The following is a 24,778-nucleotide window of genomic DNA, read 5'->3' on the forward strand; positions in this document are numbered from 1 at the left end:
TGCGCTCTGACCTGCACGCCCTTGCCGGGGTCCCCCGCCGCCTCCGCGATGACATCGAACTGTGCGGCAGCGAAGCCTTCGCCAACGCGATCCGACACTCCCGCTCCCAGCGCCCCGGCGGCACGGTGATCCGGATGCTCTCCACCCCGATCGTGATGGGGCACGAGAGCACCGTGCGCCTGTCGGTCATCGACGACGGACCTCTGAACGACCACCCGATGCGCCCGCCCGCACGAAGCTCCGTCGAAGAGTGGGAACAGGCCGAGTCCGGGCGCGGCCTGCTGCTCATCCACCGACTGGCCGGTGAGTGGGGCACCCAGCGTTGGACCGACCCCACCTCACCGGCCGTGTCGGGCACGGTGCTCTGGGCCGAGTTCGCCTACCCCACACCCGTCACCCCTACCACTACGGCCGGCACCTCCACCACCTGCGCCTGCGGGGGTGGGCGATGAGCACCGAGACCATTCCCATGGACCTGCGTCGGGTCCTGGAAGCTCCCCGAGGCCACCGCTTCAGCCACACCCCACACCGACCCGGAACCCGTCCGGCTCCGCGTCCCTCCTCAGGGACCGCAGCCGACCCGCTTCCGCCGTTGGTCTCCCTGGGCCGCACCCCCAGGGAACGCGAACTCCTCGCCCAGATGCCCGACACCCCCGGCCTACGCCGCCGAATCGAGCGTGGGGACCTGCCCGAACGGATACGTCGGGCCGCCTCCGAGGGGTCCTGTTGGCGGCAGGATCAGCGCGCCGACCACACCTCACGGCCCGAACCCGAGCCGAAGCCCACCCCCAGCCCGAAGCCGGCCCGCGAACCCGACGAAGATCGCGAGTTCGACCGCCCCCTCCAGATCCCGCAACCCCGCCGGGAACAGGTGCCGCCGCCCCCGCTCCCGCGCAGGTCGGACCGGCCCCGCCGACCGGCGAGCCACCGCAAGCCTCGCCGCCGCATCGGCCACCTCATCACCGGCTACGCCCTCGCGGTCATGGCCGGAGCGGTGGGCCGGCACCTGATCACCTTCCTGAGCTGACCTAGCGGGACCCGCCCATGAGAAGGCCGCACCGAGCACACGAAGCCCGGTGCGGCCCAGGTCGGACAGACCACATTCGGTGACCGACGAACGCTACCCGGCCGTGGTCCGGGCCGAGGCGGCGTTCAATTCCTCCACGGTGGGCGGGTCCGCGCCCTCCCGGGTGACCGTGTGGGCCGCCGCCGTGGCCGCGTGCGTCAACAGCGCCTCCAGGTCCGCCTCCGTCAGACCGGCCAGACGTTCCCGGGGCGAATCCCCCAACCGACCGTCCAGGTCCAACCGGTGTAGGAGGGCGCCCATGAACGAGTCACCCGCGCCGACGGTGTCCACCACCTCCGACTTCGGCGCCGGTACCGAGGCCGACACCCCGTGGGAGAGCGCGAAGGCGCCCTCCGCGCCCCGGGTGACCACGACCAGGACCGGGCCGAGGGCCGCCAGTGCCGAGGCGGCCTGTTCCAGGGTGTGGTCGGGATAGAGGTAGTCGAGGTCCTCGTCGCTGGCCTTGACCACGTGCGCCTGGGCGGCGTGTCGCAGGGCCAGGGCGCGGGCCGTGGACCGGTCACCGATCACGTCCGGGCGGATGTTCGGGTCGAGTGTGATGGTCACCCGGCCTCGGCCGTGTTCGCGACGCAGCAGGGCCTCGATGAGGGAGGCTCCGGGTTCCCTGAACAGGGCTATCGAGGCGGCGTGCACCGCGACGACCTCGGGTTCCAGGGTCTCGGGCAGCTCATCGGACCGCCAACGCCAGTCGGCGGCGTCGTCCATCCGGAAGTCGTAGTTCGCCGACCCGTCCGCGGCCAGGGTGGCCAGGGCCAGGGCGGACGGTTCGTCCGCGTCGACGAGTCCGGCCGGATCCAGCCCCTCACCCAGGAGGCGTTCCCGGATCATCGACCCGAACCCGTCGGAGCCGATCCGGGCCAGGAGCCGGGTGGGCAGACCCAGTCGGGACGCCGCGACCGCTGTGTTGGCGGGACCACCACCGGGGGCCGCCCACAGGGTCTGAGGGCCGTGTCGGGTGGGCAGCAGGTCCATGACGTTCTCCCCGACCACCACGAGTCGGGCGGGTGTCGGCTCGTTCACTCGGCACCCCCGTCGACCTCACGGGCGGGCAGGGCGGCCGCGATCGAGGTGGACAGACCGACCTGGGGCAGCAGCACCGCCTGGTAGGCGTGGTAGACGTCCGGTTTGCCCGCCCACACCGATCCCGAGGGCCGGTTCCGCGGATCCAACTCGTGCCACCAGCTCCCGTTCTCCCGGTCCACGTGGTGTCGGTCGGCGTAGGCCCACCAACGATCCAGGTGCTCGGTGTACTTCTCCGCGCCGGTGCGTTCGGCCAGGACCCACGCGGCCATGGTCGCCTCCGCCACCACCCAGTGCATGCGTTGCCGCACCACCGGCCGGTCCTGCCAGTCGAGCGTGTAGACGAACCCCTCGGCCCCGTCGACGTCCCAGCCGCGACGGACCGCGTTGTCGAAGAGGAGTTCGGCGTCGGTGAGCAGCCAGTCCGGCACCGGTTCGCCGGCCCGCTCCAGGGCGAGTTCGAGGTGCACCAGCAGACGGGCCCATTCGAGCAGGTGCCCGGTGGTACTACCGAACGGGCGGAAGGGGTGGTCCGGGTGGTCCCGGTTGTAGTCCGGCAGGGGTGTCCAGTCCGGGGTGAAGTGCTCGGGCAGCCGCCAGTCGTGGTCGGCGGCCACCCCGTGGATCAGGCGCTCGGCGATCGCGAGCGCTCTACGGGTCCACAGGGTGTCACCGGTGACGTCGGCCGCCGCGAGGAAGGCCTCCACGCAGTGCATCGCGCTGTTGGCGCCACGGTAGGGCTCGGTGGTGGTCCAGTCGGCGTCCCAGCTCTCCCGCACGCACGCGGCGTCGGGTTCCCAGAACCTCTCCTCGATGACGCCGAGGGCCTCGTCCAACAGGGCGCGCGCCCCCGGACGGCCCGCGTGCGCGGCGCTGGCGCAGGCCAGGACCACGAAGGAGTGCGGGTAGGCGGCCTTCCCCGGCAAGGCGTGGGAGCGCTCCCGAATCCTTTTGGGATCTCCGCCCTCCGGCACCTCCTCGAACCATCCGCCCAGCTCCGCGTCGCGCAGTGGGCCCGCCAGGGCGGCCAGCCCGTGGTCGGCGAGATCGGCGGCGTCGGGAACGCCGCGCAGGTGCGCCAGGGAGAACACGTGGGTCATACGCGAGGTGATCCAGGCGGCGGTCGCGCGCTCGGGCTCCACCCCGCCCTTCGCGTCCAACCAGCCGAAGCCCTCCGGGACCACGGCCCCGGACGCGAAGCCCACGAGGTCCCGTTCCTGCTCACTCAGCCACGCGGCCCCTCCCGGGACCGGGTGTGTCGATGCGGTCAAACCAGTGCCTCCTCGGGGAGTTGTTCCGCGCGCAACGCTATCCCGCACCGACCACCTCGGGAAAGACCGTGGGGCCGGGTGGATCGGACCGGGCCCGGTGCGGACCGGCCACATCGAGGGGGAACTCCTGGAACCGGTGGTGCCCATGTTCGCACTGGGACGGTTGGGTGAACCGGACGACCCGGCACGGCTGCTGTCCTGGCCGGCCACCGACGAGGCGGGGTGGATCACCGGTCAGGTGATCAGTTCCGAGGGAGGGTTCCGGTTCACCTGATCCGGGCGACCAGCCGATCGGCGGCGTTGCAGGTCCACCTGATGTGTTCGGCCACCGCGAGTGGATCGTCGGCCATCGGGATGTGACCGGCCCCGAGCAACGACACCATGCGTGCCGACGGCACCCGCTCGTGGGCGTGCCGGGCGCTGGAGGGCAGCAGGGTCCGGTCGTGGTCGCCCCAGGCGATCGTGACCGGACAATCGATCGGGCGCGCGACGAAGTCGTACTCGGCGATCTTGGGCACCATGCGCACGTACGGGGCCCCGGGTTCGAGCCCCTGCACACCGAACCTGGTGGCCTTCGCCTCCGGGGACGAGGGGTCCCCGCGCAGGGCGACCCGGGCCGCGGCCCGCGCGGGAGGGGTGTCCGCCAGGCGTTCCTTGACCGGCATCGGGATACGAGTGGCCAGGTTGGCGACCACCCCCACGGTGCGCATGCCCCAACGGGCGAGGTTGTCCGAGAACCCGGCGGGTGAGAACACCGTGACCGAACCGGCGACCCCCTGGACGCCCAGCTCCAACGCGATCGAACCGCCCAGGGAGTTGCCCGCCAGGTGCGGGCGCTGGAGATCGTGCAGCGCGCAGAACTCCCGGATCACCCGCACGAGGCTGTGCACGTCGTAGGGCTCGTCCGTGGAGGGTGCCGGCGACTCACCGAACCCCGGCAGGTCGACGGAGAGCACCTCGTAGTCGTTCACCAACTGCGGCGCCACGGACCGCCAACTCTGCCTGCGATCCCCGAGTCCGTGCAGGAGAACGATCGGTCGTCCACTGCCGTGTCGTTCGTAGGCGATGTGTCTGGGGTCCATTGGTCGTGTCTACCCTTGAGCGCCCATCACGCCACACCGTTCGGGTGTGAATCTGAACAGGAGGTGGATTCCCGTCGACGACCGGTCGCGGCCTCACCCCGCGCTCAGGCGCGGACCGCTTCGCGTACGGCTTCCCCCACCCGGGCACGTGGGGCGGCGGTGAGCAGGAGACCGGAGATGACCGCGATCAGGCCGAGCACCGGCAGCGGACCGAACCCGAGGCCGCCCACCGTGAGGACCAGCAGACCCCCACCGATCAGGGCCGCGGCGGCCAGCACCCGGATCAGGCCGGGGTCGCCCTTGAGCATCCGCGGTGGCTCCTCGAAACGCACCGCCCAGTGCGCCAACGGCAGGATGAGCGGGATCAACACCACCATCCCGAGGACACCCCACAGCAGCCACAGACCGGTCATCGGTTCGGGGGTGTCGATGCCCAGACCGAACACCAGCACACCGGCGACGACGCTGATCGGCAACATGTGCCAGAGGTAGACGGTCATCAACTGCGGGCTGATCCGATCCATCATCCGGGCGAGACCCGGTCGGTTCACCCAGGCGGAGATCACGTCGCGCAGCAGCACGGAGACACCGATCTGCAGAGCCCCCAGCGCCGCCAGGACGAGGGTCGGCGGGGCGACGTTCGAGGTCTCGGCCGCGAACACCCCCGTCATGTTCAGCGAGTACGGACCGAACCAGGCCAACAGCAGGGCGGCGGTTCCGCCCGCACCGGTCAACCAGGCGGCCTGCGTCTTGCCGATCGAGCCGGTCGCGTACCGAAAACCCATCTGGTGCACGCCCAGCCAGACGAACGCCACGTTCAGGAAACCGAGCCACTCGACTCCGGAGTTGAACCGGAGCGTGTCCACGACCACCGCGCAGGCGAGCAGTGCCGCCGGAACCCACCAGCCGAACCGCTCCTGGGCGGCGACCAGCATCGGCGTGGCCATGACCACGATGACGTAGGAGGCCAGGAACCACAGGACCATGCCCGCGGCGCCCGCGCCGACCAGGACCGGCTGCGCCGGCGCACCGCCCAGAACGATCAGGTGGCAGGCCACGATCCACACGACCGCGAGGGGCACCACCGGCCAGGCGAGCCGGCGCAGACGCTTGGCCCACCAGACCCGGGCGGGTTCGCCCCGGTTCGACGCCGCACGCCAACTGAAGTAGTTGGCGGCACCGCCCACGAAGAAGATCAAGGGCATGACCTGGGAGATCCAGGTGAGCGCGAAGCCGCCCTCGGAGCTGAGCACGCTGCTCGCGGACAGTTCCCCCTGGGCCTGCACGCTGAGCACCGGCAGCCACCAGTGCTGACTCACCACCAGGACCATGACGAACAGGCGCAGTACGTCGAGGAAGCGGTCGCGGGTGCGGGCCGCGGGCGCGGTGGCCACGGGTGCGGTGGTGGGCGGTCGCCCACCCGCGGGTTCGACGGTCATGGTCATCGGTATGTCGCTCCTTGGTCGTCCCGCACGACGGTGAGCACACGAGGGCGCCCGTTGGTCGCGGTGACCGGGATACAGGGGGTGTCGACACGTCCCCGCGGAGGCCCTGGTGTGAGACCGCGAGTGGCACTCGATGACGCGTCGTCGAAAACGACCCTAGGCGCGGAGGCCGTTCGGTCGCGATGGCGCAGGTTCCCCTTCTCGGCGGCGGTAGACCCACCCACCGAGGTAGGGCCTGCACTACCTCGCACCCGAGAGCACGAATGCCGGAAGGGCTTGGAGAGAAAATACCCGATCCGCGGCCCGCCGGTCAGAGGCCTGTGGATAACGATGCCGGGACCATCGCGCCACCGACCGGCGGGCCTCCCCGGTGAAGGCGCCCCCCGAAGGGAGCGGTGACGGTCAGGGAGCGGTGGGCATGGCCCGCTTGTGGGCGGTGGATCGGTAACGGCCCACCAGGAGACGGATCACCTCGTCGTCGACGGGCAGCCCCTCCAGGAAGTCGTCGATCTGATCGTAGGTGAGACCGAGGGCCTCCTCATCCGGCTTCTGTGGGGTGAGTGTCTCCAGGTCGGCGGTGGGCACCTTGTGGACCAGGTCCTCCGGGGCACCGAGCGCGGCGGCGACCGCACGCACGCGGCGCTTGGTGAGCCCGGTCAGCGGGACCAGGTCGGCCGCGCCGTCGCCGTACTTGGTGAAGAACCCGGTGACGGCCTCGGCGGCGTGATCGGTGCCGACCACCAGACCATCCAGCCCACCGGCGACGGCGTACTGGGCGATCATCCGTTCACGGGCCTTGACGTTGCCGACGACGAAGTCCTCGGCGGCACCGTCGGCGTAGCTCATCCCGGACCCGGCGAGGGCCGCCGACATGGCGTCGGTGGCGGGCTGTACGTCCACGGTGAGGCAGCGGTCGGGAGCGTCGAACTCGACGGACCGGACGGCGTCCTGCTCGTCCTTCTGGACGCCGTAGGGCAGGCGCATGGCCACGAACTCGGCTTCGTGCCCGGACCTACGGGCACGGTCGACGGCCAGTCGGCACAGCCGGCCCGCGGCGAGCGAGTCGACACCCCCGCTGATGCCCAGCACCAACGCGCGCGCTCCGGTCGTGGTGAGCCTCTCGGCGAGGAAGGCGACTCGACGCTCGATCTCGGCGTCGACGTCGAAGTCCGCGGGAACCCCGAGGTCGCGGATGATCTCATCGCGCGCCCGGCTCGGATCGGTCTCGGTCACGTGTGCTCCCTCGATGTACCGCTGCTGTTCCCCTCGATTATCGCCCGCCTCGTGTTACGTGCGGGTTTCCAGGGTCGGCGCTTCGATGATCCGGCTCCCAGCGCCCGTTCGGGCGGCTCGGGTCCGAGTGATCTTTGCGGGTAGGAACGCGTTGTGGTCCTCAGGTGCCGGGGTGGAGTCGGCGGGCGAAGCGTTCGTAGTCCACCACCACACCGTTCCCGTCCACGGACATCCGGTACTCGCCGTGCAGGGGGTCTCGGTAGGTGTACCACTCCAGGCCGCCCTCGGCCGCGTGACGGATGTAGCGCTGACGAACACGTCTGATGCGCAGGGAGGGGACGTCGATCCACACGACAGTGATGTCGCGGTGCTCCCCCGGGCGCAGCCCCAGCCTGCGAATGGGGAGGGTGTTGGTGAGCGGTGTGGCGGCGACGTCGACGTCGAGGCAGCCCACCAGCTCGGGCAGTTCACGACCGTTGCCGTCGCTCCAGTGGCCGTCCTGGGCCCGGAGGGCGACCGATTCCGTGCCGCCCGCGGAGAGGACCTCGGCGCGGACCTCCGTGGTCGCCCAGGCCAGGTCCGTTCGCACGGTGAATCGGGTGAAGAACCGCCCCTCCTCCTCGACGACGGTCTCCCCGGCCTCCAGGCGGAAACCATCGGGCTCGGGCAGGAGGGTGCCGAGCCCCAGCCCTTCGGGGACGTCGGTGCGGGTCCAGGCTGCCGGGTGTTCCGTCGGTGACGACATGTCACCGTTCTACCGTTCCGGGACCGGCCGACGCCAGAGCGCGACCGGGCCCGTGCCGTACGTGACACGGGCCCGGAAGCCTTTCGTTACAGGGCCTGTGGACTCTTGGTGGTCCGGCGCCCCGACGGGCTCAGACGGTGGCGGTGGGCTCCTCGTCCCTTCCACCGTTCTTGACCTCGGCCTCGACCCGGTCGAAGTCGGCCTCCATCTGCCGGCTGACCTTGCCCAACCCGTTGAAGGCCAGCATGCAGACGAAGCTGAGGATGACCGCGGGGACCATGGCGTACAGGCCCCAGCCCAGGAAGGCCTCGTCGATGTAGTCCCAGAGGATGGCCATGCCACCGCCTGCGACCATGCCGGCGAGGGCGCCCGCCCAGGTCATCCGCTTCCAGAAGACGGCCATGAGGAGCACCGGGCCGAAGCCCGCGCCGAACCCGGCCCAGGCGTATCCGACCAGGTCCATGACCGAACTGTCCCCGAACAGGGCGACCAGGGCGGCGACGATGGCGACCACCACGACGGTGGCGCGGCTGAGCCACATGAGGAAACGGGGGTCGGCGTCCTTGTTGAAGAAGCCCTTGTAGACGTCCTCGGTGATGGCGGAGGAGGCGACCAGCAGTTGGGAGTCGGCGGTGCTCATGACGGCGGCCAGGATGGCGGCCAGCAGGAAGCCCGCGACCCACGGGTTCATCAGGGCGTCGATCAGCCGCGGGAAGACCTGTTCGGGGTCCTCCAGCGGGGTGTCGAAGTAGGAGATGCCGACGTAGCCGACGAGCACCGCCAGCGCCATGGCGGTGATCGCCCAGGAGACGCTGATGGTCGCGGCCTTGGGGATGTCCTTCAGTGAGCGAATGCCCATGTAGCGGGCGAGGATGTGCGGCTGGCCGAAGTAGCCGAAGCCCCAGGCCAGACCGGAGAGGATGACGACCCAGCCGAGGGTCTCGGAATCGACCCAGACACCGTCTTGCAGGGTGCTGCCACCGAAGGCGGACATGAGGTTGTCGCCGCGCTCGTTGACACCGTCGACGACACCTCCCAGGCCGCCGATGACGGAGATGGCGACCACGGGCACGATGAGCAGGGCCAGCCACATCATCATGGCCTGCACGACGTCGGTGACCGAGACGGCCAGGTAACCGCCGATGACGGTGTAGGCCACGACGATGCCGAGGCCGATGACGACCGCGAGCACCGGGTTCAGGCCGAAGACCTGGTCGAACAGCGACATCATCGCGGTCATGCCCGAGGCGACGTAGAAGAAGTAGAAGACGATGATGATGGCCGCCGAGATCCCGCGCAGCAGGCGGGTGCGGTCGTTGAAACGGTTCTCCAGGAACGCGGAGAGGGTGAGCGAGTCGGAGTCGCCGCCCTTGTGCGCGTCGGTGACGCGCTCGGTGTACACGCGAAGGCGCGGGGCCAGGAGGATCCAGCTCCCGAGGAAGCCGGAGGCCAGACCGACGGCGATCCACGCCTCGCCCAGGCCCGACGCGTAGATCGCACCGGGCAGGCCCAACAACAGCCACCCGCTGAAATCGCTCGCGTTGGCGCTCAGGGCGGTGACCAGACTGCCCAGTCTGCGACCGCCGAGCACGAAGTCCGACTGGGACTTCGTCTTGTTGTAGAAGTACAGCGCCATGACGACCATCAGACCGAGATAGATCGTGAAGGTCACGATCGGACCGGCCAAGGAGTCGGGATTCACCCGCCCCCTCCTTTCCCCGGAAAACGCCAACGTCGGATCGCTATGCGTCACTCATATGGAACAGACAGATCATCACCTCGGGCCGCCCGGATCACAATGCCCTGTACGCGGAAAAACATCCGTTCGATACCTCACCGAGTCTTCGACCAGGAACAATTGTCCGGCCCGCCATTGCCCGGACATTTCCTTTGTCTGATCGGACATACGAGTCATCACGTCATGGGATCTCAAGACGATACGGGTCACGGGCCGGACGGGCATGTGCGCGCTTCGAACGACCCGGCGGCGAGCCGTTCGGGTCAGCCCAGCAACGAACGCAGTCGCCCCTCCACCGTCGAGAGGTGACCGCCCAAGGCGCGCCTGGCCGCCTCCGGGTCGCGTTCGGCCACCGCGTGTGCGATCGCCCGGTGCTGCCCGTCGCTGTCGGCGATCCCGTCCTCGTTCGGGGGGACGGTGTCCATGAGCCGGTTGACCCGCATCCGCGCGTCGGCGAGGGCGGTCGCCATCTGGGGCGATCCCGTCATCCGGGCCAGGGTGATGTGCAGGACGGTGTCACAGCGCCGGTAGTCGCCCGCACCGGCCGCTTCGGTCTCCGTCAGACGTCGTTCCAGCAACAGGGCCTGTTCGGCGGTGAGTCCGGCCTCCGCCAGTAGGACGACCGCGCCCGTTTCCAGGCCGCGCCGGTAGGCCAGCAGGCCCTCCAGGTCCGTGCCCGACTCGGCGAGGTCGCGCAGCGCCTCGTCGGGGGTGGGGCGGGGCGGCATCTTCGCCACGAAGGTTCCGCCGCGCCGGCCGCGCCTCGATTCGACGTAGCCCTGACGTTGCAGGTGCCTGATGGCCTCGCGCAGGGTGATCCGACCGATGCCGAATCTGACGGCCAGGTCGCGTTCGGCGGGGAACCGCTCACCCGCCGCAACCACGCCGAGTCTGATGGCGCACAGCAGGCGTTCGACCGTCACCTCCAGGGCGTTACCCGCACGGACCGGCCGGAACACCGCCTCGGCCGCGGGATCGCAGGGTGGAACCACACGACCAGCTTAGGTCGTGTTCGGCCCGCTCGCCCGGAAAAAGCCGATCCGTTCGGCGTTCTCCGAAGAAGGGCGGGCCTCTGGTCGGCCTTCGTCGACCGAGGGTGGTGAAAGAGGGGTGAGCGCGTTAACGTTGCCGCATGGACGCACAGCCCGCCGCCATCCGCGCCCGCAGCATCGGACCATCGGGGATATGTCCTCGCGGTGAGCACGACTGGCAGCCTTCCTCACCAGGCTCGGCCCGCCATCTGTGCACCAAGTGCAACTCCATGATGATGCGCAACTACGAACCCGAGCCCGCTTCGGATTGACGCGCCTGCGGTGGGGACCCACTCCCTTCCATTCCATTTCCACGGCCCGGACTCCGTATTTTCGGTTGGCTCCACATCTCCTTTTTTGCGTTGCGAAATCGCACGCCCGGTCCGGTTCCTTTCGTTTCCGGGTCTCGTTCCGGCAACCGTCGTCCACAGGCTGTGGACGACCATCGACAGGAACGAGAGCAGAACCTAGCCTGGAATCAAGCGCCCGTTGTCGGCCCCGTCCACCCGCAGCGGGAAACCCACCCGGCCCGGTGATGGTCTTCATGTCCACTGGGCCCGTCGTCACGCGAGGCATGGGGATCACGCCATGAACCGGTGCCCCGGACCCCGAGGGTCACGGATCACGCGGGCGGTGGACGGACACCGCGCGTCCCCCCGCCATGCCCCGGGCCCGCTCCCCCGCCCGGGGAACACTCCTGCGCGCGCACATCCTCGCGGCGGCGCGCGCACCACATACCCCTCTCGGGACTCACCCCGGGTTCCGGGCCCGACCCGGCCCGTCCGTGTGTTCGACCCGTGACCGTCCGAGAGTCCCCGGTGAACGGTCATCCCCGGCCCACGTCGCCGGGCCCCTCGCTCAGCGCCACACGAGAAAGCTGGTGGACCGATGACGACCGGCCGCCTCCGGAAGAAGGACGACACCCGTCTTCCGGTGATCGGCGGGGTTCCCCGCGCCAACCCTGACTTCACCGGTAGGGAGGCCATCCTGGAGCAGATCCACGAGGTCTTCTCCCTGCCCGGATCCCGATTCCTGATCGGCGGGGGGAGCGGTGTCGGCAAGAGCCGCATCGCCACCGAGTACGCGCACCGCTACGCGAGGGACTACGACCTCATCTGGTGGATCCCCGCCTCCACCGACATCGACTCGCACCGCGCTTACCTGCGGCTCGCCGAGCACATCGGCCTACCGGTCGCCTACGAACACGTTCCCCGCGCCGTCCAGACCGTGCGCGACGCCCTCTCCGGCGGCCGGGCCGTCGGCCGCTGGCTCCTGGTCTTCGACGACGTCACCGACGTAGAACGTCTGGCCACCGACTACTTCCCCACCGGAGGGGACGGCGACATCCTCGTCACCTCCCGCGACCACCACCGGACCACCCGGACGCTGCCCGCGGGCCGCTTCGACGGACAGGTCGTCCCCAGACTCACCAACGCCGAAAGCCTCTCGCTACTGCGTCGGCTCTGCCCGGAGCGCCTCGAGAACCCCCGGGACGGTGAGCGCCTGGCCGAGCTGCTCGAGTACCTGCCCCTGGCCCTGAACCAGGTCGGCGCGTTCCTACGGGAGTCGACCGTTCCCACCGAGGAGTTCCTGGACACGTTCGAGGAACGCTACAACCGAATGCTCTGCTACTCGGGCCCCGACGACCACACGATCCCCTTGCAGGTGGCATGGGGCATCCAGGCCGAGGAGCTGGCCTCGGGCGGAGACGAACACGCGACCGAGCACATGGTCCTGGAGCTGATCCGGCTCTGCGCGTTCTTCGCACCTCGACCCCTGGGGCGCGCTCTGTTCTCCCGTCCCCCCGGCCTGGGCCCGACCCCCTCGGGCACCGCACCGCTCGGCGACGACGCACTCCTGGATCGGGTCCTCGACTTCATGAGTCGCCACCACCTCGCCTACCTCGACCACGAGCGGAACACCCTCCAACTGCACGAGCTGTTCCAGTCGGTCATCCGCGAGTCCCTCCCCCACGCCGAACGGGTGCGGTACCGGGACCTGGCACACCTGATCCTGGCGCGAAGCGACCCGGGCCACCCCACCGACTCGGCCTACCGGACCATGTACCTAAGGCTGTACGCGCACGTGAAGGCCTCACAGGCCTGGCTGAGCCGGGACCCCCGGGTGCGCGGCCTGGTACTGAACGTGGTCGATCTCCTCACCGAGGTGGGCGACTACTCCAACGCCACCAGCCTGGTCGAACAGGCCGTCAACTCCTGGTCCGACGACCCCGCCCTGCGTATGCACGCGCGGCTGCGCCGCAACAAGATCCGGCGCATCCACGGCGAGTACGTGACGGCCCTGGCCGAGGCCGAGCAGATCCACGCCGACCAGGTCGAACGCGAGGGCGGCGACAACGACGAGTCCCTGGAGTCGCTGCGCGCGGTGGCCATCTCGTTCAGCGGCCTGGGCCGCTTCGAGGAGGCGGGAGGACACTTCCGCCGCATCCTCGAACACCGGCGCGCCGAGCACACCGAGTCCGCCCCCCGCACCTTGGAGGCCGCGCACGACTACGGCCAGGTCCTCCAGGAGCAGGGCCGGTTCGAGGCCGCCCTGGCCATCGACCAGCACACCTTCCAGGGGCGACGTTTCGTGCTGGGCCCCAACGACGTGCACACCCTGCGCAGCGGCCTGTCGGTCGGCCTCAACCTCATCCTGCTGGGCCGTCTGGAGGAGGCCCGAACCCAGATCGAGGAGTGCATGGACCGCTTCGCCTCCGCGGCCCAACCGGACAGCGTCCACGCCATCCAGGGACGGATGCTGCTTTCGGTGGTCTACCGCAGGCTCGGCTCCACGGAGGCGGCCCTGCGGGAGGCCCGGCGGTCCATGTCCCTGTACAACCGCAAGTACCCACCGGCCGGACGACTGCTGTTGTACCTCCGGGTCATCCACATGGTGACGTTGGCAGGAACCGGCTCCATGAGCGACCTGGAGGAGGCGGTCCGGGACGCCGAGCTGCTGCTGCGGCCCCTGGACGAGCGTTACCCGGACGAACACCCGTTCCCCGCCACCGCGCGCCTCAGCGCGGCCATCGTGCTACGGGCGGCGGGTCGATACACCGAGGCGCTCAAACTGGACCAGCAAGGTCTGGAGCGGGTGCTGCGTATCCATGGCGCGGGTGCGTTCAGCTGCCTTCCCGCGTCATTGAACGTGGCCACCGACCTGTTCCACCTCGACCGGATCGAGGAGGCGCGGCAACTGGACTCCATGACGGAGGCGGACTGCCGGAACCGACTGCCCGCCGACCATCCGATCCTGTTGACGGCTCGCCGGAATCACCTGGTGAGCAGGCATGCCGCCGGTGAGAAGGTGAACCCGGAGTGGGAGGGCCTACGCGAGGGGTTCTGCGCTCGCTTCGGCCCCGATCACCCCGGGACCACGTCCATGTCGACGTTCACACGACAGGACTGCGACGTTTTCCCGATCGCTCCCTTGTGATCGAGGGATCAGAAAATCCCCTTGGAAACCGCGAGAAAGGTCGTCCATTCACGGTTCTCGAACTTGAGCCGTGCATCATCCGGGTGCACCGAGTCACGGAAGTACGATTCACCGTTGGTGAGGTTGAGAACCTCACAGCAGGTGCCGATGTCGTACGAATAGGGTGACTTGCGCCAGCGACCGAAGAAGTCATGGGTGTCCTCGGTGCGATTTTCCATCATGTGCAGCCCTGTCTTTGAGCGTTGCCGATGAGCGGCCGGTTCGGACCGGGCGACACGGGGCACTCCTGCAAAGAGTCGATACAGAAGCGACGTTCGCGACGCGCGTTCCTCCGCGCGCACGCGCGCGACCAGCGAGAATTCGCTTGAACGCTAGCGCAGGCCCCGACCGCCGGGCGAGCACCCCGCACACTGAAAACGATCACGATTTTCTAAACGAATGACATGCGGTGATCAGCGTGTTTCGATCCTCGGAGACTTCTGGCATCGAGTGTCATTCTTCGTGCCCCTTTGGTGGCATTTTCAAAGGGCCTACCTTTGACTCGACCGGCGGGGGCGGTCCCTTCCCCTCCCACCCCCGCACTTCGTGTCAGCCCACAGAGAGCAATGGCTCCGGCACGGTCCTCGACCGGCTCGCCAGCCGTTCGGACCACTGTCCCTTGTCGGTGCCCAGCGCGGCCTCGCCCAACCGCAGAAGCTGGACATCGCTCGTGCCCGCCGGCGCGAAGATGTGGTGGGCGTCGCGCAGGTACCGCTCGACGGGGCTGTCGGTGTACAGGCCTCGGGCCGCGTGGACCTCCATCGCGTTGCGCGCGGTGTCCAACGCGTACTCAACGTTGACGAGCTTGGCGTTGATCAGTTCGTGGTCGCAGGGCACTCCCCGGTCCAGGAGCGACACAGCGTGGTAGAGCGACAGCCTCGCCACCATCAACCGGGACTGCATCCGGCCCAGCTTGAGCTTGACCGCCGGGACCTCGCACAGCGGCTTGCCGTAGCGGTGCTGTCGGGAGGCGTAGGCACAGGTCTCCTCGACCAGGGCTCGGTGGATGCCCAGGGCCACCGCGGCCAGGTTGGCCCGCCCGTACAGGACACTGGACGAGTAGGCCACCGACAGGCCGTCGCCCTCCGAGCCCAGCATGTTGGCGGCCGGTACCCGGCAGTCCTCGAAGCGCAGTTCACCGAAGCTGAACCCGTGCAGCCCCATCGTGCCCTCGTGCGGGCCCAGGGAGAACCCGGGGCGGTCCGCCTCGACCAGGAACGCCGACAGGCCCTTCGATCCAGGGCCGGTCCGGGCCACCACACCGTGCAGATCGCCGACGTGGCTGTTGCCCACGAACACCTTCCGGCCGTTGAGCACGTACTCGTCACCGTCGCGCGTCGCGCTGGTGGTCATCCCGAGGACGTGTCCGCCGGAGCCGTACTCGGTGACCGCGATCGTGGGCAGGCAACGACCCGCGGCCACCTCGGGAAGCCAGGCCGAACGTTGTGCCTCGTCCCCGAAGTGCACGATCTTGGCGACCCCCAGCTGGGAGGCCTGGACCATGGCGCCCATCGCCCCGCTGACCCGGGAGAGCTCCTCGATGATGATGGTCTTGGCCAGGTGGCCCAGCCCCATCCCGCCGTAGTCGCGGTCCAAGGTCACCCCGAGCCAGCCCTGCGCGGCGATCGACCGGGAGAGCTCCTGGTCGACGCAACGGCGCCGTTCCATCTCGGGGACCCGAGGTTCCACCTCACGCAGCGCGAACCCGCGTACCTCCTCCCGCAGCCTCCGGTGTCGTTCACCGCCGAAGTGATGTTCCACGTCGCTCCCTTCCGCGCCAGGAACTTCCTGCTCGCACCCGGTTTCGACGCAGGCGACGCGACTTCGTTCGGGTTCTGACCTCCTCCGGTCAGAGCGTTGCCGGAACCGGTCAGGAACCGGGCCCCGTGCTCGGACACGCGAACGGCCCGGGGCGCGCGCCCGCCCCGGGCCGTGGAGGGAGAGGTCTCTCCCGGGAAGAGGATCTAGTCCCAGTCCAGGCCGCCACCCGTCTGGTACTCGATCACTCGGGTCTCGAAGAAGTTCTTCTCCTTCTGGAGGTCCATCATCTCCGACATCCACGGGAACGGGTTCTCCGTCTCACCGAAGATGGGCCGCAGGCCGATCTGCTCGGCGCGGCGGTCGGTGATGAAGTGCATGTACTTCTCGCACAGCTCGGCGTTCAGCCCCAGCACACCGCGCGGCATGGTCTCGCGGCCGTAGGAGACCTCCAGCGCGCAGGCGTCGATCAGCATCTGCCGGACCTCGGCCTGGAAGTCCTCGCTCCACAGGTGCGGGTTCTCGATCTTGATCTGGTTGATCACGTCGATGCCGAAGTTCAGGTGGATCGACTCGTCGCGCAGGATGTACTGGTACTGCTCGGCGATGCCGACCATCTTGTTGCGACGGCCCAGCGACAGGATCTGCGCGAAGCCGGTGTAGAACCACATGCCCTCGAAGATCACGTAGAACGCGACCAGGTCCCGCAGGAACGCCTGGTCGGCCTCGGGCGTGCCCGTACGGAACTCCGGGTCCTCCAGGTTCTGGGTGTACTTGAGTGCCCAGGCGTCCTTGGCCGTGATGGACGGGACCTCGCGGTACATGTTGAAGAGCTCGCCCTCGTCCAGGCCCAGGCTCTCGCAGATGTACTGGAAGGTGTGGGTGTGCACGGCCTCCTCGAAGGCCTGGCGCAGCAGGTACTGGCGGCACTCCGGGTTGGTCAGCTGGCGGTACACGGCCAGGACGATGTTGTTGGCGACCAGGGACTCCGCGGTGGCGAAGAAGCCGAGGTTGCGCTTGAGCATGAGGCGCTCGTCGTCGGTCAGCCCGTCCTTGGACTTCCACAGCGCGATGTCGGCCTGCATGGCGACCTCGGTGGGCATCCAGTGGTTGTTGCACCCGGACAGGTACTTCTCCCACGCCCACGTGTACTTGAGGGGCAGCAGTTGGTTCACGTCGGCGCGGGCGTTGATCATCGCCTTGTCGTCGACGTTCACGCGCTCGGCGTCACGCTGGATCTCGCCGAGGCCGGTGGATGCGGCGTTGTTCTCGGAAACCGCGGTCATGCTCGTGTTCCGTTCTCCGGTCGTACCGGTTCGTCTACGGGAGTGGAGGGGCGAGGAGGGGCCGGCGGGGGTCGCCCGCCGGCACCGGACACTCCTACTGGCAGGCCTCGCACTCGGGGTCATCGATGCTGCACGCCTGGTCCTCGACGATCTCGAACTCGTCCTCGGGCTCCGCCGGCTCGGTGACCGGGGCCGGGCGGGGGCTCGGAGAGGGGCTCGGGGTCGCGGCCGGGCTCGGCGCGGCGGCCGGCGTCGGGGTGGCCGACACGGCGTTCAGGCGACCGTCGGTGCCCTTCAGCGTGCTCTTCTCCACGTGCGTGGCGCTCTGCGAACGCAGGTAGTAGGTGGTCTTGAGCCCGGAGCGCCAGGCGCGGCGGTACAGGGTGTCCAGCTTCTTACCACTGGGCGCGGCCATGTACAGGTTCAGCGACTGGGCCTGGTCGATCCACTTCTGACGACGCGAACCCGCGTCCACCAGCCAGGACGGGTCCACTTCGAACGCGGTGGCGTACAGCGCCTTGAGGTCGTCCGGGACCCGGTCGATCTCACCGAGGCTGCCGTCGTTCATCTTCAGCGCGGACACCATCTCGTCGTCCCACAGGCCCCGCTCCTTGAGGTCACGGACCAGGTAGTCGTTGACGACGGTGAAGTCGCCGGACATGTTCGACTTGACGAACAGGTTCCGGTAGACCGGCTCGATCGACTGGCTCACGCCGGTGATGTTGGCGATGGTCGCGGTGGGCGCGATCGCCATGACGTTGGAGTTGCGCATCCCGGTGGTCTTGACGCGCTCGCGCAGCGAGTCCCAGTCCAGGGTCTCGCCGCGGTCCATCTCCAGGTCACCGCCGCGGGAGTCGGCCAGCAGCTTCAGGGAGTCGATCGGCAGGATGCCGCGGCTCCACAGCGACCCGTCGAAGCTCTCGTAGGAACCGCGCTCGGCGGCCAGCTCCATGGAGGCCTCGATCGCGTAGTAGCTGATCAGCTCCATGCTCTCGTCGGCGAAGTTCACCGCGCCCTCGGAGGCGAAGGGCGTGCGGATCTTGAACAGGGCGTCCTGGAAGCCCATGAGGCCCAGACCCACGGGGCGGTGGCGCATGTTCGCGCGGCGCGCCTCGGGGATCGTGTAGAAGTTCACGTCGATGACGTTGTCGAGCATGCGCACGGCGGTGCGGACGGTACGACGCAGACGCTCGACGTCGACGCCGTCCGGGCCCACGTGCTGGGGCAGGTTCACCGAACCGAGGTTGCAGACCGCGACCTCGTCCTTGTTCGTGTTCAGCGTGATCTCGGTGCACAGGTTGGAGGAGTGCACCACGCCGTTGTGCTGCTGCGGCGAACGCAGGTTGGACGGGTCCTTGAAGGTGATCCACGGGTGGCCGGTCTCGAACAGCATGGTGAGCATGCGGCGCCACAGGTCCACGGCGGGCATCTTCTTGGAGACCTTGATACGGCCGGCCTCGGCCTCGGCCTCGTACTTCTCGTAGGCCTCGACGAAGTCCTTGCCGTACTTGTCGTGCAGGTCCGGAACCTCGTCCGGAGAGAACAGGGTCCAGGTGCCCTGCTCCTCCACACGCTGCATGAACAGGTCCGGAACCCAGTTCGCGGTGTTCATGTCGTGGGTGCGGCGGCGCTCGTCACCGGTGTTCTTGCGAAGGTCGAGGAACTCCTCGATGTCGATGTGCCAGGTCTCCAGGTAGGCGCAGACCGCGCCCTTGCGCTTGCCGCCCTGGTTGACCGCGACCGCGGTGTCGTTGGCGATCTTCAGGAACGGGACGACGCCCTGGCTCTTGCCGTTGGTGCCCTTGATGTGGGAACCCAGACCACGGACCGGGGTCCAGTCGTTGCCCAGCCCGCCCGAGTACTTGGACAGCATGGCGTTGTTGCTGATGCCGTGGAAGATGTCCTGCAGGTCGTCGCCGACCGTGGTCAGGAAGCAGGACGACAGCTGCGCGCGCACCGTACCCGAGTTGAACAGGGTGGGCGTGGAGGCCATGAAGTCGAACGAGCTCAGCAGCTCGTAGAACTCGATGGCTCGGGCCTCGCGGTCGTCCTCGTTGAGGGCCAGTCCCATGGCCACGCGCATGAAGAACGCCTGCGGCAGCTCGTAGCGGACCTCGTCGCTGTGCAGGAAGTAGCGGTCGTACAGGGTCTGGATGCCGAGGAAGGTGAACTGCTCGTCGCGCTCGGGACGCAGGGCCTTGCCCAGACGCCCCAGGTCGAACCGGGCGAGGGCGGGGTCGAGCTGCCCGAGGTCGATGCCACGACCGACGTAGGCGGCCAGGTAGCCCGCGTAGCCCTCGCTCATGTCGGCCTGGGTCGCGGTCCGGGGAGCGCCGCCGATGAAGCTCAGGGCCTCGGTGCGGAGCTTGTCCAGCAGCAGACGGGCGGCCACGTAGGAGTAGTTCGGGTCGACCTCGACGAAGCTGCGGGCGGCCATGACGAGGGCGAGCTCGACCTCGGCGTCGGCGATACCCGGGTAGAACCCGCGGCGCGCCTCGGTCAGGACCTTCTCCGCCGAAACACCGGAGAGCCGCGCACAGGCCTCGGCCACGACATGCTCGATCCGGTCGATGGCGGCGGGACGGCCGCCCTCGTTGTTCGGCCCGGGCCGAACGGATGCGGGCACGGCCTCGACGTCAAGGGTCATACAGCGGCTCCAACCTCGGTAAAAGAGTCCCGGTGGGGGTGCGGGGGCACAAGTGACAAGCGTGCGGCTCACAACGATGGATCGCCGCACCGGATGCGTGCGGTCCATCGCCGGGTCGCGGCGGCTCTCCCTCGAAGCCCCGACGTTGTACACACCTGGGGTGTGTGCCGATGGCAGGTTTTCGGACTCGTGGGCGCCCTACTGTGCCGCCGCTTCCCAGGACCTTCGGGGGTTCCCAGTGCGTGTGACGACCTTCGTTCCCACTCACCGCTGCGGGGCAGTCCCGGACTCTCACCGGGTTCCCTCTCTCGTCACCAGGCTCTTCCGAACCTGGTGAACCACCAGCGGGACAGATACTACATCTAGGGGATGGCGGCTTGGAACACCGCAAGATGATGGCGTGTCGCTGATTTATCAGATTCTTCGACGATCGTCGAACACACGCTCCGGGCGTGGTATGAAAGCGCCAGAACGGGGCTGTGCGGCGGTATCGGGAGGGTCCCCGAAAGGGGGCGCGTCACAGCCTAGGACGTTCCCGGGGCGAACGCACCCGGCCTCTCGCCCGGGTGTCCACCACGGCACGTGTGGGCGGGGTAGGAAACCTCACTCGTGGCCGGCCCGTTTCGATCCGTCGGCCCCTTGTTCCGCACCGCCGACCCACTTCCGAAACCCGTCACCACGGCACGCTCTCGCGACCACCGAACCGGAGGCCGACCGCTCCGGCCACCTACGATCCCGTCGGATCGCGCGGTCAGCCCTGGTCGAGGAGGAGGTCCAGGTCATCCTCCACCAGCCCGAGGTCGGCCCTGATCCGAAACCGGATCCGCAGGAGTTCGAGGAACAGGTCCCGATCGCATGGACTCTGTGGGCGCCCGGCGTGTCGTCGGGCGCCCACGGTGGCCCACCGTTCGGCGCCCTCCAGGTCGTCGTGGGCGTACAACACCTCGGCGACGTGGATGTGGGTGGGCAATCCGACCGGTTCACCGGTCTCCAGCCGTTTGAGATGCCCCTCGGCCTGCTGCCGCTCGTCCAGTTGCAACAGGGCACCGGCGCTGAGTGCGTGCGCGTCGACCACGGTGGGGCCACCGTCGTCTATGGCCCGTTGGTAGGCGGAACAGGCACGTTCGAACTCCTGGGCGATCTCCCACTGTTCTCCGGCCCGCACGAACAGCTCCGCCCTGGTGACCTCGCTACCGGCGTCGACGCTGTTGGCCAGGTCCAGCAGGCGGGCGGCGGTCCGTCCGTGTTCACCGGATCGGACGGCGTGGAATTCCAACCGGTCGAGTTCTGCCGTCGTCACGTGGGTCAACCGCATCGCCCCATCCCAACTCGCTCTCCCCACGCACCGATCAGGGCCTGGCACGCTCCAAGGCCTGCCAGAACCCCTGGCGCAGTCCATCGCGGACCTCGTCGCGCAGCAGGTGGTCGATCGGGAGCGAGGATCCCTGGAGCAGACGAGCCTCCAGGTCCGAGGGCATCCGGGGCCTACGGGCGAGGACGGCCTCCACCCACAGGGCCGGCGCCTCGCGTGCGATCGACTCCGCGAAGTCGTTGCCTTCCTTGTGCGCGACGTGCACCGCATCATCAACGGTATGCGTGCCGGGCCCTGTCTGTTGGGCATATCCAGGACTGCGAGCGGATTCCTGGTAACCGCCGAGGCCGAATCGGCCGTCCTGCTCGGGACCAGTAGGTCGCCGTTCCCCGAAAAGGGGCGCGGCGCCACCGCTGTGCGCGGTGTCAGTTGCCGTACTGGTCCCATAGGTAGGGTTTGTGTCCGCCCCACCTCCGAACCCCTGGTCCTCACCGGGTCCGCCACCGAACCTGGGATCGGGGGCGGGAGGGTTTCTGTGGGGTGGAGCCTGTTGCGGGTCGGGCGCGAACGAGGCCTGTGGTCCGGTGCCCGCACCGAAGGCGGGCTGTGGTCCCGTGCTGGAGAAGGCCTGTTGTGGGCCCGTCCCGCCGAAGCCCTGTGGGCCGCCTCCGGGCGCCTGCGCGGGTCCGGGTCTGGCGGGCAGCCCGTACCCTCCCTGGTCCGCTCCACGCGGCGCCGGATGGGCGCCCGTGTGGGGACCGACGTACCCCGACTGCCCGTTCTGACCGGCGCCCGGGTAGACCCCGTTGCCGTTCACCGCCTGTCCCCCCGAGGGGAAGCCGTTGGCGTCGATCGCGCCGGGAGGAGTGTTCTCGCCCGACGGCCCGGCGAGGTGGTCACCGCGCTGCTGTGCCAGCGAGCGGCGCATCGCGCGCAGCTGTTCCATGGCGCTGCCCTGTGGAACGGGCTGGCCACCGGTGCCGGCGAACATCGCTTCGAGCCCGCCCGTGGAGGGGGTGGCCGCTTCGACGTGTCCGTTCCGGGATGCGGAGGCCCCCGAAAGCGACTGTTCGGAGGAGGCCTGGGAGCGCCCGTTGGCGAAGGGCGTGGTCGTCTTCGCGGCGTTCTCCTGAGCGGACCCACCACCGGAGAGCAGGTTGACGTGCGGGCGCAGGTGTCCGGCGCCGATCTCGATCAGGTCGTCGCACTCCTGGCGGAGCGCCCGCGAGATGGTCCAGTTGCCCTCCACCGAGATGTGCACGACGGTGACGCGTACACCCAGGTCCTGGACGTCGGCGACCACGGGGGCCATGTCCTCGTCACCGCTCACCAGGACGGCGTCACAGAGGACACCGGTGCGGGCCAGGGTGGTCAGGTCGCGTTGGACGTAACTCTCCACGCCCTCACGGCGGCCGGGCCGGATCTTCGCCGCCCTGAACTTGATGCCGGGGATGTCGGCGATACCGTCCTGCTCCTGGGCCCTCCGGTCGTCGGCGACCGCCTCGTACCAGTAGCAACGCAGGAGCGGCAGGCCGGTGCGGTCCCGTGCGACCTCGTTGAGGAACTGGACGAGACCGGAGTAGTCCCAGGCGACGGAGTCCCGGTTCCGGGTTCCGTGCACGGCCATCGCGCCGTCGGCGAGAAGGTATCCCGCGTCGACGAACAACGCGCAACGGTCCACGTGACACCGCCCCCTTCCCTGTCGATCTCTGGGGCCATATCCATGACCGGGGCACAGCCTAGCCAAGTCTGTCTGGTTTTGCGTGCCGCCTTTGAATACTCCCTGTCAATACGGCACTACTCACAGACGGATTTCCCGGTCGGCGCGGACCCTTCGATCGCCCTGTGCGCACGATGAACTCCGCGCCGGTGTTTCGACCTCAGGTGCGCATCGGGGCCGTGAGCACGATCGCGCCCGCCAACAACGCGTCCTGCCCGGAGGAGATTCGGATTTCCGATTCGCGTCCGAGCTGCGCGTCGAATCGGACCACATCCGTCCCGAACGTCATCGGGTCACCGTTCGCGCCTCGCGCGGAACTCACGAAGACGTTGCCGGCGTCACCACCGCCTTCGCGTGGATCGAGCGGGACACCGTCCAAGAGCACACGGTCGCCGCCCAGTTCGGCGTCCCCCTCCCAGGCCACCACGTCGAACGTGGCCGGGACCGATGCCGGCAACAGCCCCGAAACAGGGAACCGCGCGCCGACCTCGTCCTGGAAGACCGCCGAGGTCTCGTCCAGGACCATGGCCTGCCGGTGCCCCTCCACCGAGGGATCCTCCAGGATCACCATCAGGCTCCACCCCGCGTACGTGCCCCGGCCGTCGGTCGCGGGAACGTCACCGACCCACCACTGACCACCACCGGCCGAGCGCACCAGGTCGGTGACCTCGGCGAACGCCTGGTAGGCGGGGTAGGCCGGCAGCTCCGCCGAACGAACGTCGGTGGCCGTGACCGTCGTGTAGGAGGCCATGCCCGGACCCTTGATCCGGGCGGTCGGGGTGCTCGGATCGCCCGCCGCGGAGAAGTACAGTCCGGCCCAGCGCACGGATCCGCCTTCGGGGAGTTCCCAGGTCGCGGCGCTGGACGAGGTCGTCGTGGGGTCCCGGTCATCGTCCAGGGGCGCCATCAGCCAGTTGTCGTTGTCGAGGCGGTCACCGGACCGGTCACGGGCCTGCGCGCACTCGCCCGTCTCCTCGTCCTCCTCCGGTTCCTCCTCGTAACCGTCCTCGGGCGCATCGGGGCCTTCGGTCTCCTCAGGGGCCTGGGGGAGCTCGGGGACCTCCGTGCCGGATTCCCCGCCGTCCGACCCCTCGTGTTCCGGAAGCTCGGGAATTCCCGGAAGATCGTGATCGAATTCCGGTTCTTCGCCGCCGATCCCCCCTTCCTCCCCGAGAAGATCATCGAGCGCCCCCCTCCCCTCCGTCCCAGGGGCCTCGGTGTCCGCGGGGGTGCGACGAAGATCGGCGTCGCCCGTGTCGGGTCCGGAGTCGGGGTCGCCATCGGTCTCCGAGTCGGTCGACCGCTCGGGTGGGACCAGGGGGTCGTCGATCCCGCTCTCCGGCGCCGGTGGACGCTCCCACCATGGCCAGGGCCAAGGGTTCTTCGGCTTCTCCGGGTTCTCGGGTTCGGTGCAGGTCACCAGGGTGTTGCCGACGGTCTCGGCGCGCACCTGGCCGGCCGTGGCGTATCTGGCGGGGATCCCCTCCGAGGACACGCCACGCTCACCGGTCGCGGTGTGGCGCACCTCCCCGGAGGAGACCACCACATCGGCGGGAACGTCCACCTCGGCGTCGGGCGCCACCCGGACGTCCAGGAAGTGGGTGCTGCTCTCACCGGCGGCCATGTCCGACCGCACGCACTCGCCACCGCCGCCGCCCGCGGAACAGCCCCAGTCACCCTGCCCCCCGGCGTGGAGATGGTCTCCTCGGGCGGCGCGGGCAGCGCGGTCCCGTTGTCGGTCGGTCACGGTGACTGGGGCTGTTCCGCGGGTGGCGGCGGTGGTGGTGAATGCGTGCGGTCGAACATGGCCGCCGGTGAGAGCAGCACCCACTTCCTGGACGTGCGGGTGGCGCCCGACGCCGACGTGGACGTTCCCGCCGACGTGGTGGTCTCCTCCGGAGAGGTGCGCTACACCGCGACCGGTGA

At 69.0% G+C, this 24,778-nt stretch carries 21 protein-coding genes and 1 riboswitch; of the genes, 6 read left to right on the top strand and 15 right to left on the bottom strand.

The genetic code is table 11. The features are described from left to right. Positions 1-452, top strand: a 452-nt coding sequence (locus K8V84_RS01820; protein ID WP_304069537.1) for an ATP-binding protein, incomplete at its 5' end; no start/stop codon positions are given. Beyond that, positions 449-1,027 (top strand): hypothetical protein, encoded by a 579-nt coding sequence (locus tag K8V84_RS01825; protein ID WP_304069540.1) that lies wholly within the window; start codon positions 449-451, stop codon positions 1,025-1,027. The genes K8V84_RS01820 and K8V84_RS01825, both read left to right, overlap by 4 nt. Before the next feature lie 93 nt (positions 1,028-1,120). On the opposite strand, the gene K8V84_RS01830 is transcribed toward K8V84_RS01825, so the two are convergent. Beyond that, positions 1,121-2,107 carry a carbohydrate kinase gene (locus K8V84_RS01830; RefSeq protein ID WP_304069542.1) on the bottom strand — a complete coding sequence of 329 codons (987 nt, stop codon included), beginning with the start codon at positions 2,105-2,107 and terminating at the stop codon, positions 1,121-1,123. Continuing rightward, positions 2,104-3,378: an AGE family epimerase/isomerase gene (locus tag K8V84_RS01835; RefSeq protein ID WP_304069544.1), complete on the bottom strand. Its 1,275-nt coding sequence runs from the start codon at positions 3,376-3,378 to the stop codon at positions 2,104-2,106. Before K8V84_RS01835 ends, K8V84_RS01830 begins: the two co-directional genes overlap by 4 nt. 97 nt (positions 3,379-3,475) lie before the next feature. On the opposite strand from K8V84_RS01835, the gene K8V84_RS01840 reads away from it, so the two are divergent. Further along, positions 3,476-3,652, top strand: coding sequence for a hypothetical protein (locus tag K8V84_RS01840; protein WP_304069546.1), 177 nt, complete (start codon positions 3,476-3,478; stop codon positions 3,650-3,652). On the opposite strand, the gene K8V84_RS01845 is transcribed toward K8V84_RS01840, so the two are convergent. The 6 genes from K8V84_RS01845 to K8V84_RS01870 form a co-directional block, all read right to left on the bottom strand. Next, the gene (locus K8V84_RS01845; RefSeq protein ID WP_304069548.1) at positions 3,645-4,460 is read right to left on the bottom strand and encodes an alpha/beta hydrolase; all 816 of its coding nucleotides are present in this window, start codon (positions 4,458-4,460) and stop codon (positions 3,645-3,647) included. The genes K8V84_RS01840 and K8V84_RS01845 overlap by 8 nt on opposite strands. Positions 4,461-4,564: 104 nt before the next feature. Next, entirely contained in the window at positions 4,565-5,905 is a 1,341-nt protein-coding gene (locus tag K8V84_RS01850; protein ID WP_304069550.1) for an acyltransferase, read from the bottom strand. A 402-nt stretch (positions 5,906-6,307) separates the two neighbouring features. Continuing rightward, positions 6,308-7,138: an ammonia-dependent NAD(+) synthetase gene (nadE, locus tag K8V84_RS01855; RefSeq protein ID WP_304069552.1), complete on the bottom strand. Its 831-nt coding sequence runs from the start codon at positions 7,136-7,138 to the stop codon at positions 6,308-6,310. 160 nt (positions 7,139-7,298) lie between these two features. Further along, on the bottom strand, positions 7,299-7,883 hold the full coding sequence (locus tag K8V84_RS01860; RefSeq protein WP_304069554.1) for a putative glycolipid-binding domain-containing protein: 585 nt from the start codon (positions 7,881-7,883) through the stop codon (positions 7,299-7,301). A gap of 130 nt (positions 7,884-8,013) precedes the next feature. Beyond that, positions 8,014-9,585, bottom strand: a complete 1,572-nt coding sequence (gene putP / locus K8V84_RS01865) for a sodium/proline symporter PutP (RefSeq protein WP_304069556.1) — start codon at positions 9,583-9,585, stop codon at positions 8,014-8,016. 299 nt (positions 9,586-9,884) lie between these two features. Then, entirely contained in the window at positions 9,885-10,613 is a 729-nt protein-coding gene (locus tag K8V84_RS01870; RefSeq protein ID WP_304069558.1) for a FadR/GntR family transcriptional regulator, read from the bottom strand. Positions 10,614-10,753: 140 nt separating this feature from the next. Between K8V84_RS01870 and K8V84_RS01875 the strand changes: the two genes are divergently transcribed. Both K8V84_RS01875 and fxsT read left to right on the top strand, forming a co-directional pair. Then, positions 10,754-10,924, top strand: coding sequence for a hypothetical protein (locus K8V84_RS01875; RefSeq protein ID WP_304069561.1), 171 nt, complete (start codon positions 10,754-10,756; stop codon positions 10,922-10,924). Positions 10,925-11,540: 616 nt separating this feature from the next. Then, positions 11,541-14,090, top strand: coding sequence for an FxSxx-COOH system tetratricopeptide repeat protein (fxsT, locus tag K8V84_RS01880; RefSeq protein ID WP_304069563.1), 2,550 nt, complete (start codon positions 11,541-11,543; stop codon positions 14,088-14,090). Positions 14,091-14,098: 8 nt separating this feature from the next. Here the strand turns inward: fxsT and K8V84_RS01885 are convergent, their stop codons facing one another. The 7 genes from K8V84_RS01885 to K8V84_RS01915 all read right to left on the bottom strand — a co-directional run bounded on the left by K8V84_RS01885 (position 14,099) and on the right by K8V84_RS01915 (position 24,488). Continuing rightward, a complete protein-coding gene (locus K8V84_RS01885; RefSeq protein ID WP_304069565.1) occupies positions 14,099-14,431 on the bottom strand; it encodes a DUF397 domain-containing protein in 333 nt (110 codons plus the stop codon). 247 nt (positions 14,432-14,678) lie between these two features. Beyond that, positions 14,679-15,890 (bottom strand): acyl-CoA dehydrogenase family protein, encoded by a 1,212-nt coding sequence (locus K8V84_RS01890; RefSeq protein WP_304069567.1) that lies wholly within the window; start codon positions 15,888-15,890, stop codon positions 14,679-14,681. A gap of 203 nt (positions 15,891-16,093) precedes the next feature. After that, positions 16,094-17,173 (bottom strand): ribonucleotide-diphosphate reductase subunit beta, encoded by a 1,080-nt coding sequence (locus tag K8V84_RS01895; protein ID WP_304069569.1) that lies wholly within the window; start codon positions 17,171-17,173, stop codon positions 16,094-16,096. Between the two features lie 94 nt (positions 17,174-17,267). Next, on the bottom strand, positions 17,268-19,820 hold the full coding sequence (locus K8V84_RS01900) for a ribonucleoside-diphosphate reductase subunit alpha (RefSeq protein ID WP_304069571.1): 2,553 nt from the start codon (positions 19,818-19,820) through the stop codon (positions 17,268-17,270). 154 nt (positions 19,821-19,974) lie between these two features. Continuing rightward, a riboswitch (cobalamin riboswitch) is annotated at positions 19,975-20,178 on the bottom strand. A gap of 393 nt (positions 20,179-20,571) precedes the next feature. Further along, the gene (locus K8V84_RS01905; RefSeq protein ID WP_304069572.1) at positions 20,572-21,135 is read right to left on the bottom strand and encodes a hypothetical protein; all 564 of its coding nucleotides are present in this window, start codon (positions 21,133-21,135) and stop codon (positions 20,572-20,574) included. Between the two features lie 34 nt (positions 21,136-21,169). Further along, positions 21,170-22,813 (bottom strand): NYN domain-containing protein, encoded by a 1,644-nt coding sequence (locus K8V84_RS01910; protein WP_304069574.1) that lies wholly within the window; start codon positions 22,811-22,813, stop codon positions 21,170-21,172. A gap of 199 nt (positions 22,814-23,012) precedes the next feature. After that, positions 23,013-24,488: a hypothetical protein gene (locus K8V84_RS01915; protein ID WP_304069576.1), complete on the bottom strand. Its 1,476-nt coding sequence runs from the start codon at positions 24,486-24,488 to the stop codon at positions 23,013-23,015. 54 nt (positions 24,489-24,542) lie between these two features. Here K8V84_RS01915 and K8V84_RS01920 point away from each other — a divergent pair. Further along, positions 24,543-24,778 (top strand): hypothetical protein (locus K8V84_RS01920; RefSeq protein ID WP_304069577.1); only part of this gene is annotated, 236 nt, incomplete at its 3' end.

Origin of the sequence: Nocardiopsis listeri (genome assembly GCF_020741345.1) — a bacterium.
GTDB lineage: Bacteria > Actinomycetota > Actinomycetes > Streptosporangiales > Streptosporangiaceae > Nocardiopsis > Nocardiopsis listeri_A.

Bases quoted from the DNA above. Each gene is read 5' to 3' on its own strand.
- K8V84_RS01825 (WP_304069540.1), top strand. From the start codon at position 449: ATGAGCACCGAGACCATTCCCATGGACCTGCGTCGGGTCCTGGAAGCT.
- K8V84_RS01845 (WP_304069548.1), bottom strand. From the start codon at position 4,460: ATGGACCCCAGACACATCGCCTACGAACGACACGGCAGTGGACGACCG.
- K8V84_RS01850 (WP_304069550.1), bottom strand. From the start codon at position 5,905: ATGACCATGACCGTCGAACCCGCGGGTGGGCGACCGCCCACCACCGCA.
- K8V84_RS01860 (WP_304069554.1), bottom strand. From the start codon at position 7,883: ATGTCGTCACCGACGGAACACCCGGCAGCCTGGACCCGCACCGACGTC.
- K8V84_RS01875 (WP_304069561.1), top strand. From the start codon at position 10,754: ATGGACGCACAGCCCGCCGCCATCCGCGCCCGCAGCATCGGACCATCG.
- fxsT (WP_304069563.1), top strand. From the start codon at position 11,541: ATGACGACCGGCCGCCTCCGGAAGAAGGACGACACCCGTCTTCCGGTG.
- K8V84_RS01895 (WP_304069569.1), bottom strand. From the start codon at position 17,173: ATGACCGCGGTTTCCGAGAACAACGCCGCATCCACCGGCCTCGGCGAG.
- K8V84_RS01900 (WP_304069571.1), bottom strand. From the start codon at position 19,820: ATGACCCTTGACGTCGAGGCCGTGCCCGCATCCGTTCGGCCCGGGCCG.
- K8V84_RS01905 (WP_304069572.1), bottom strand. From the start codon at position 21,135: ATGCGGTTGACCCACGTGACGACGGCAGAACTCGACCGGTTGGAATTC.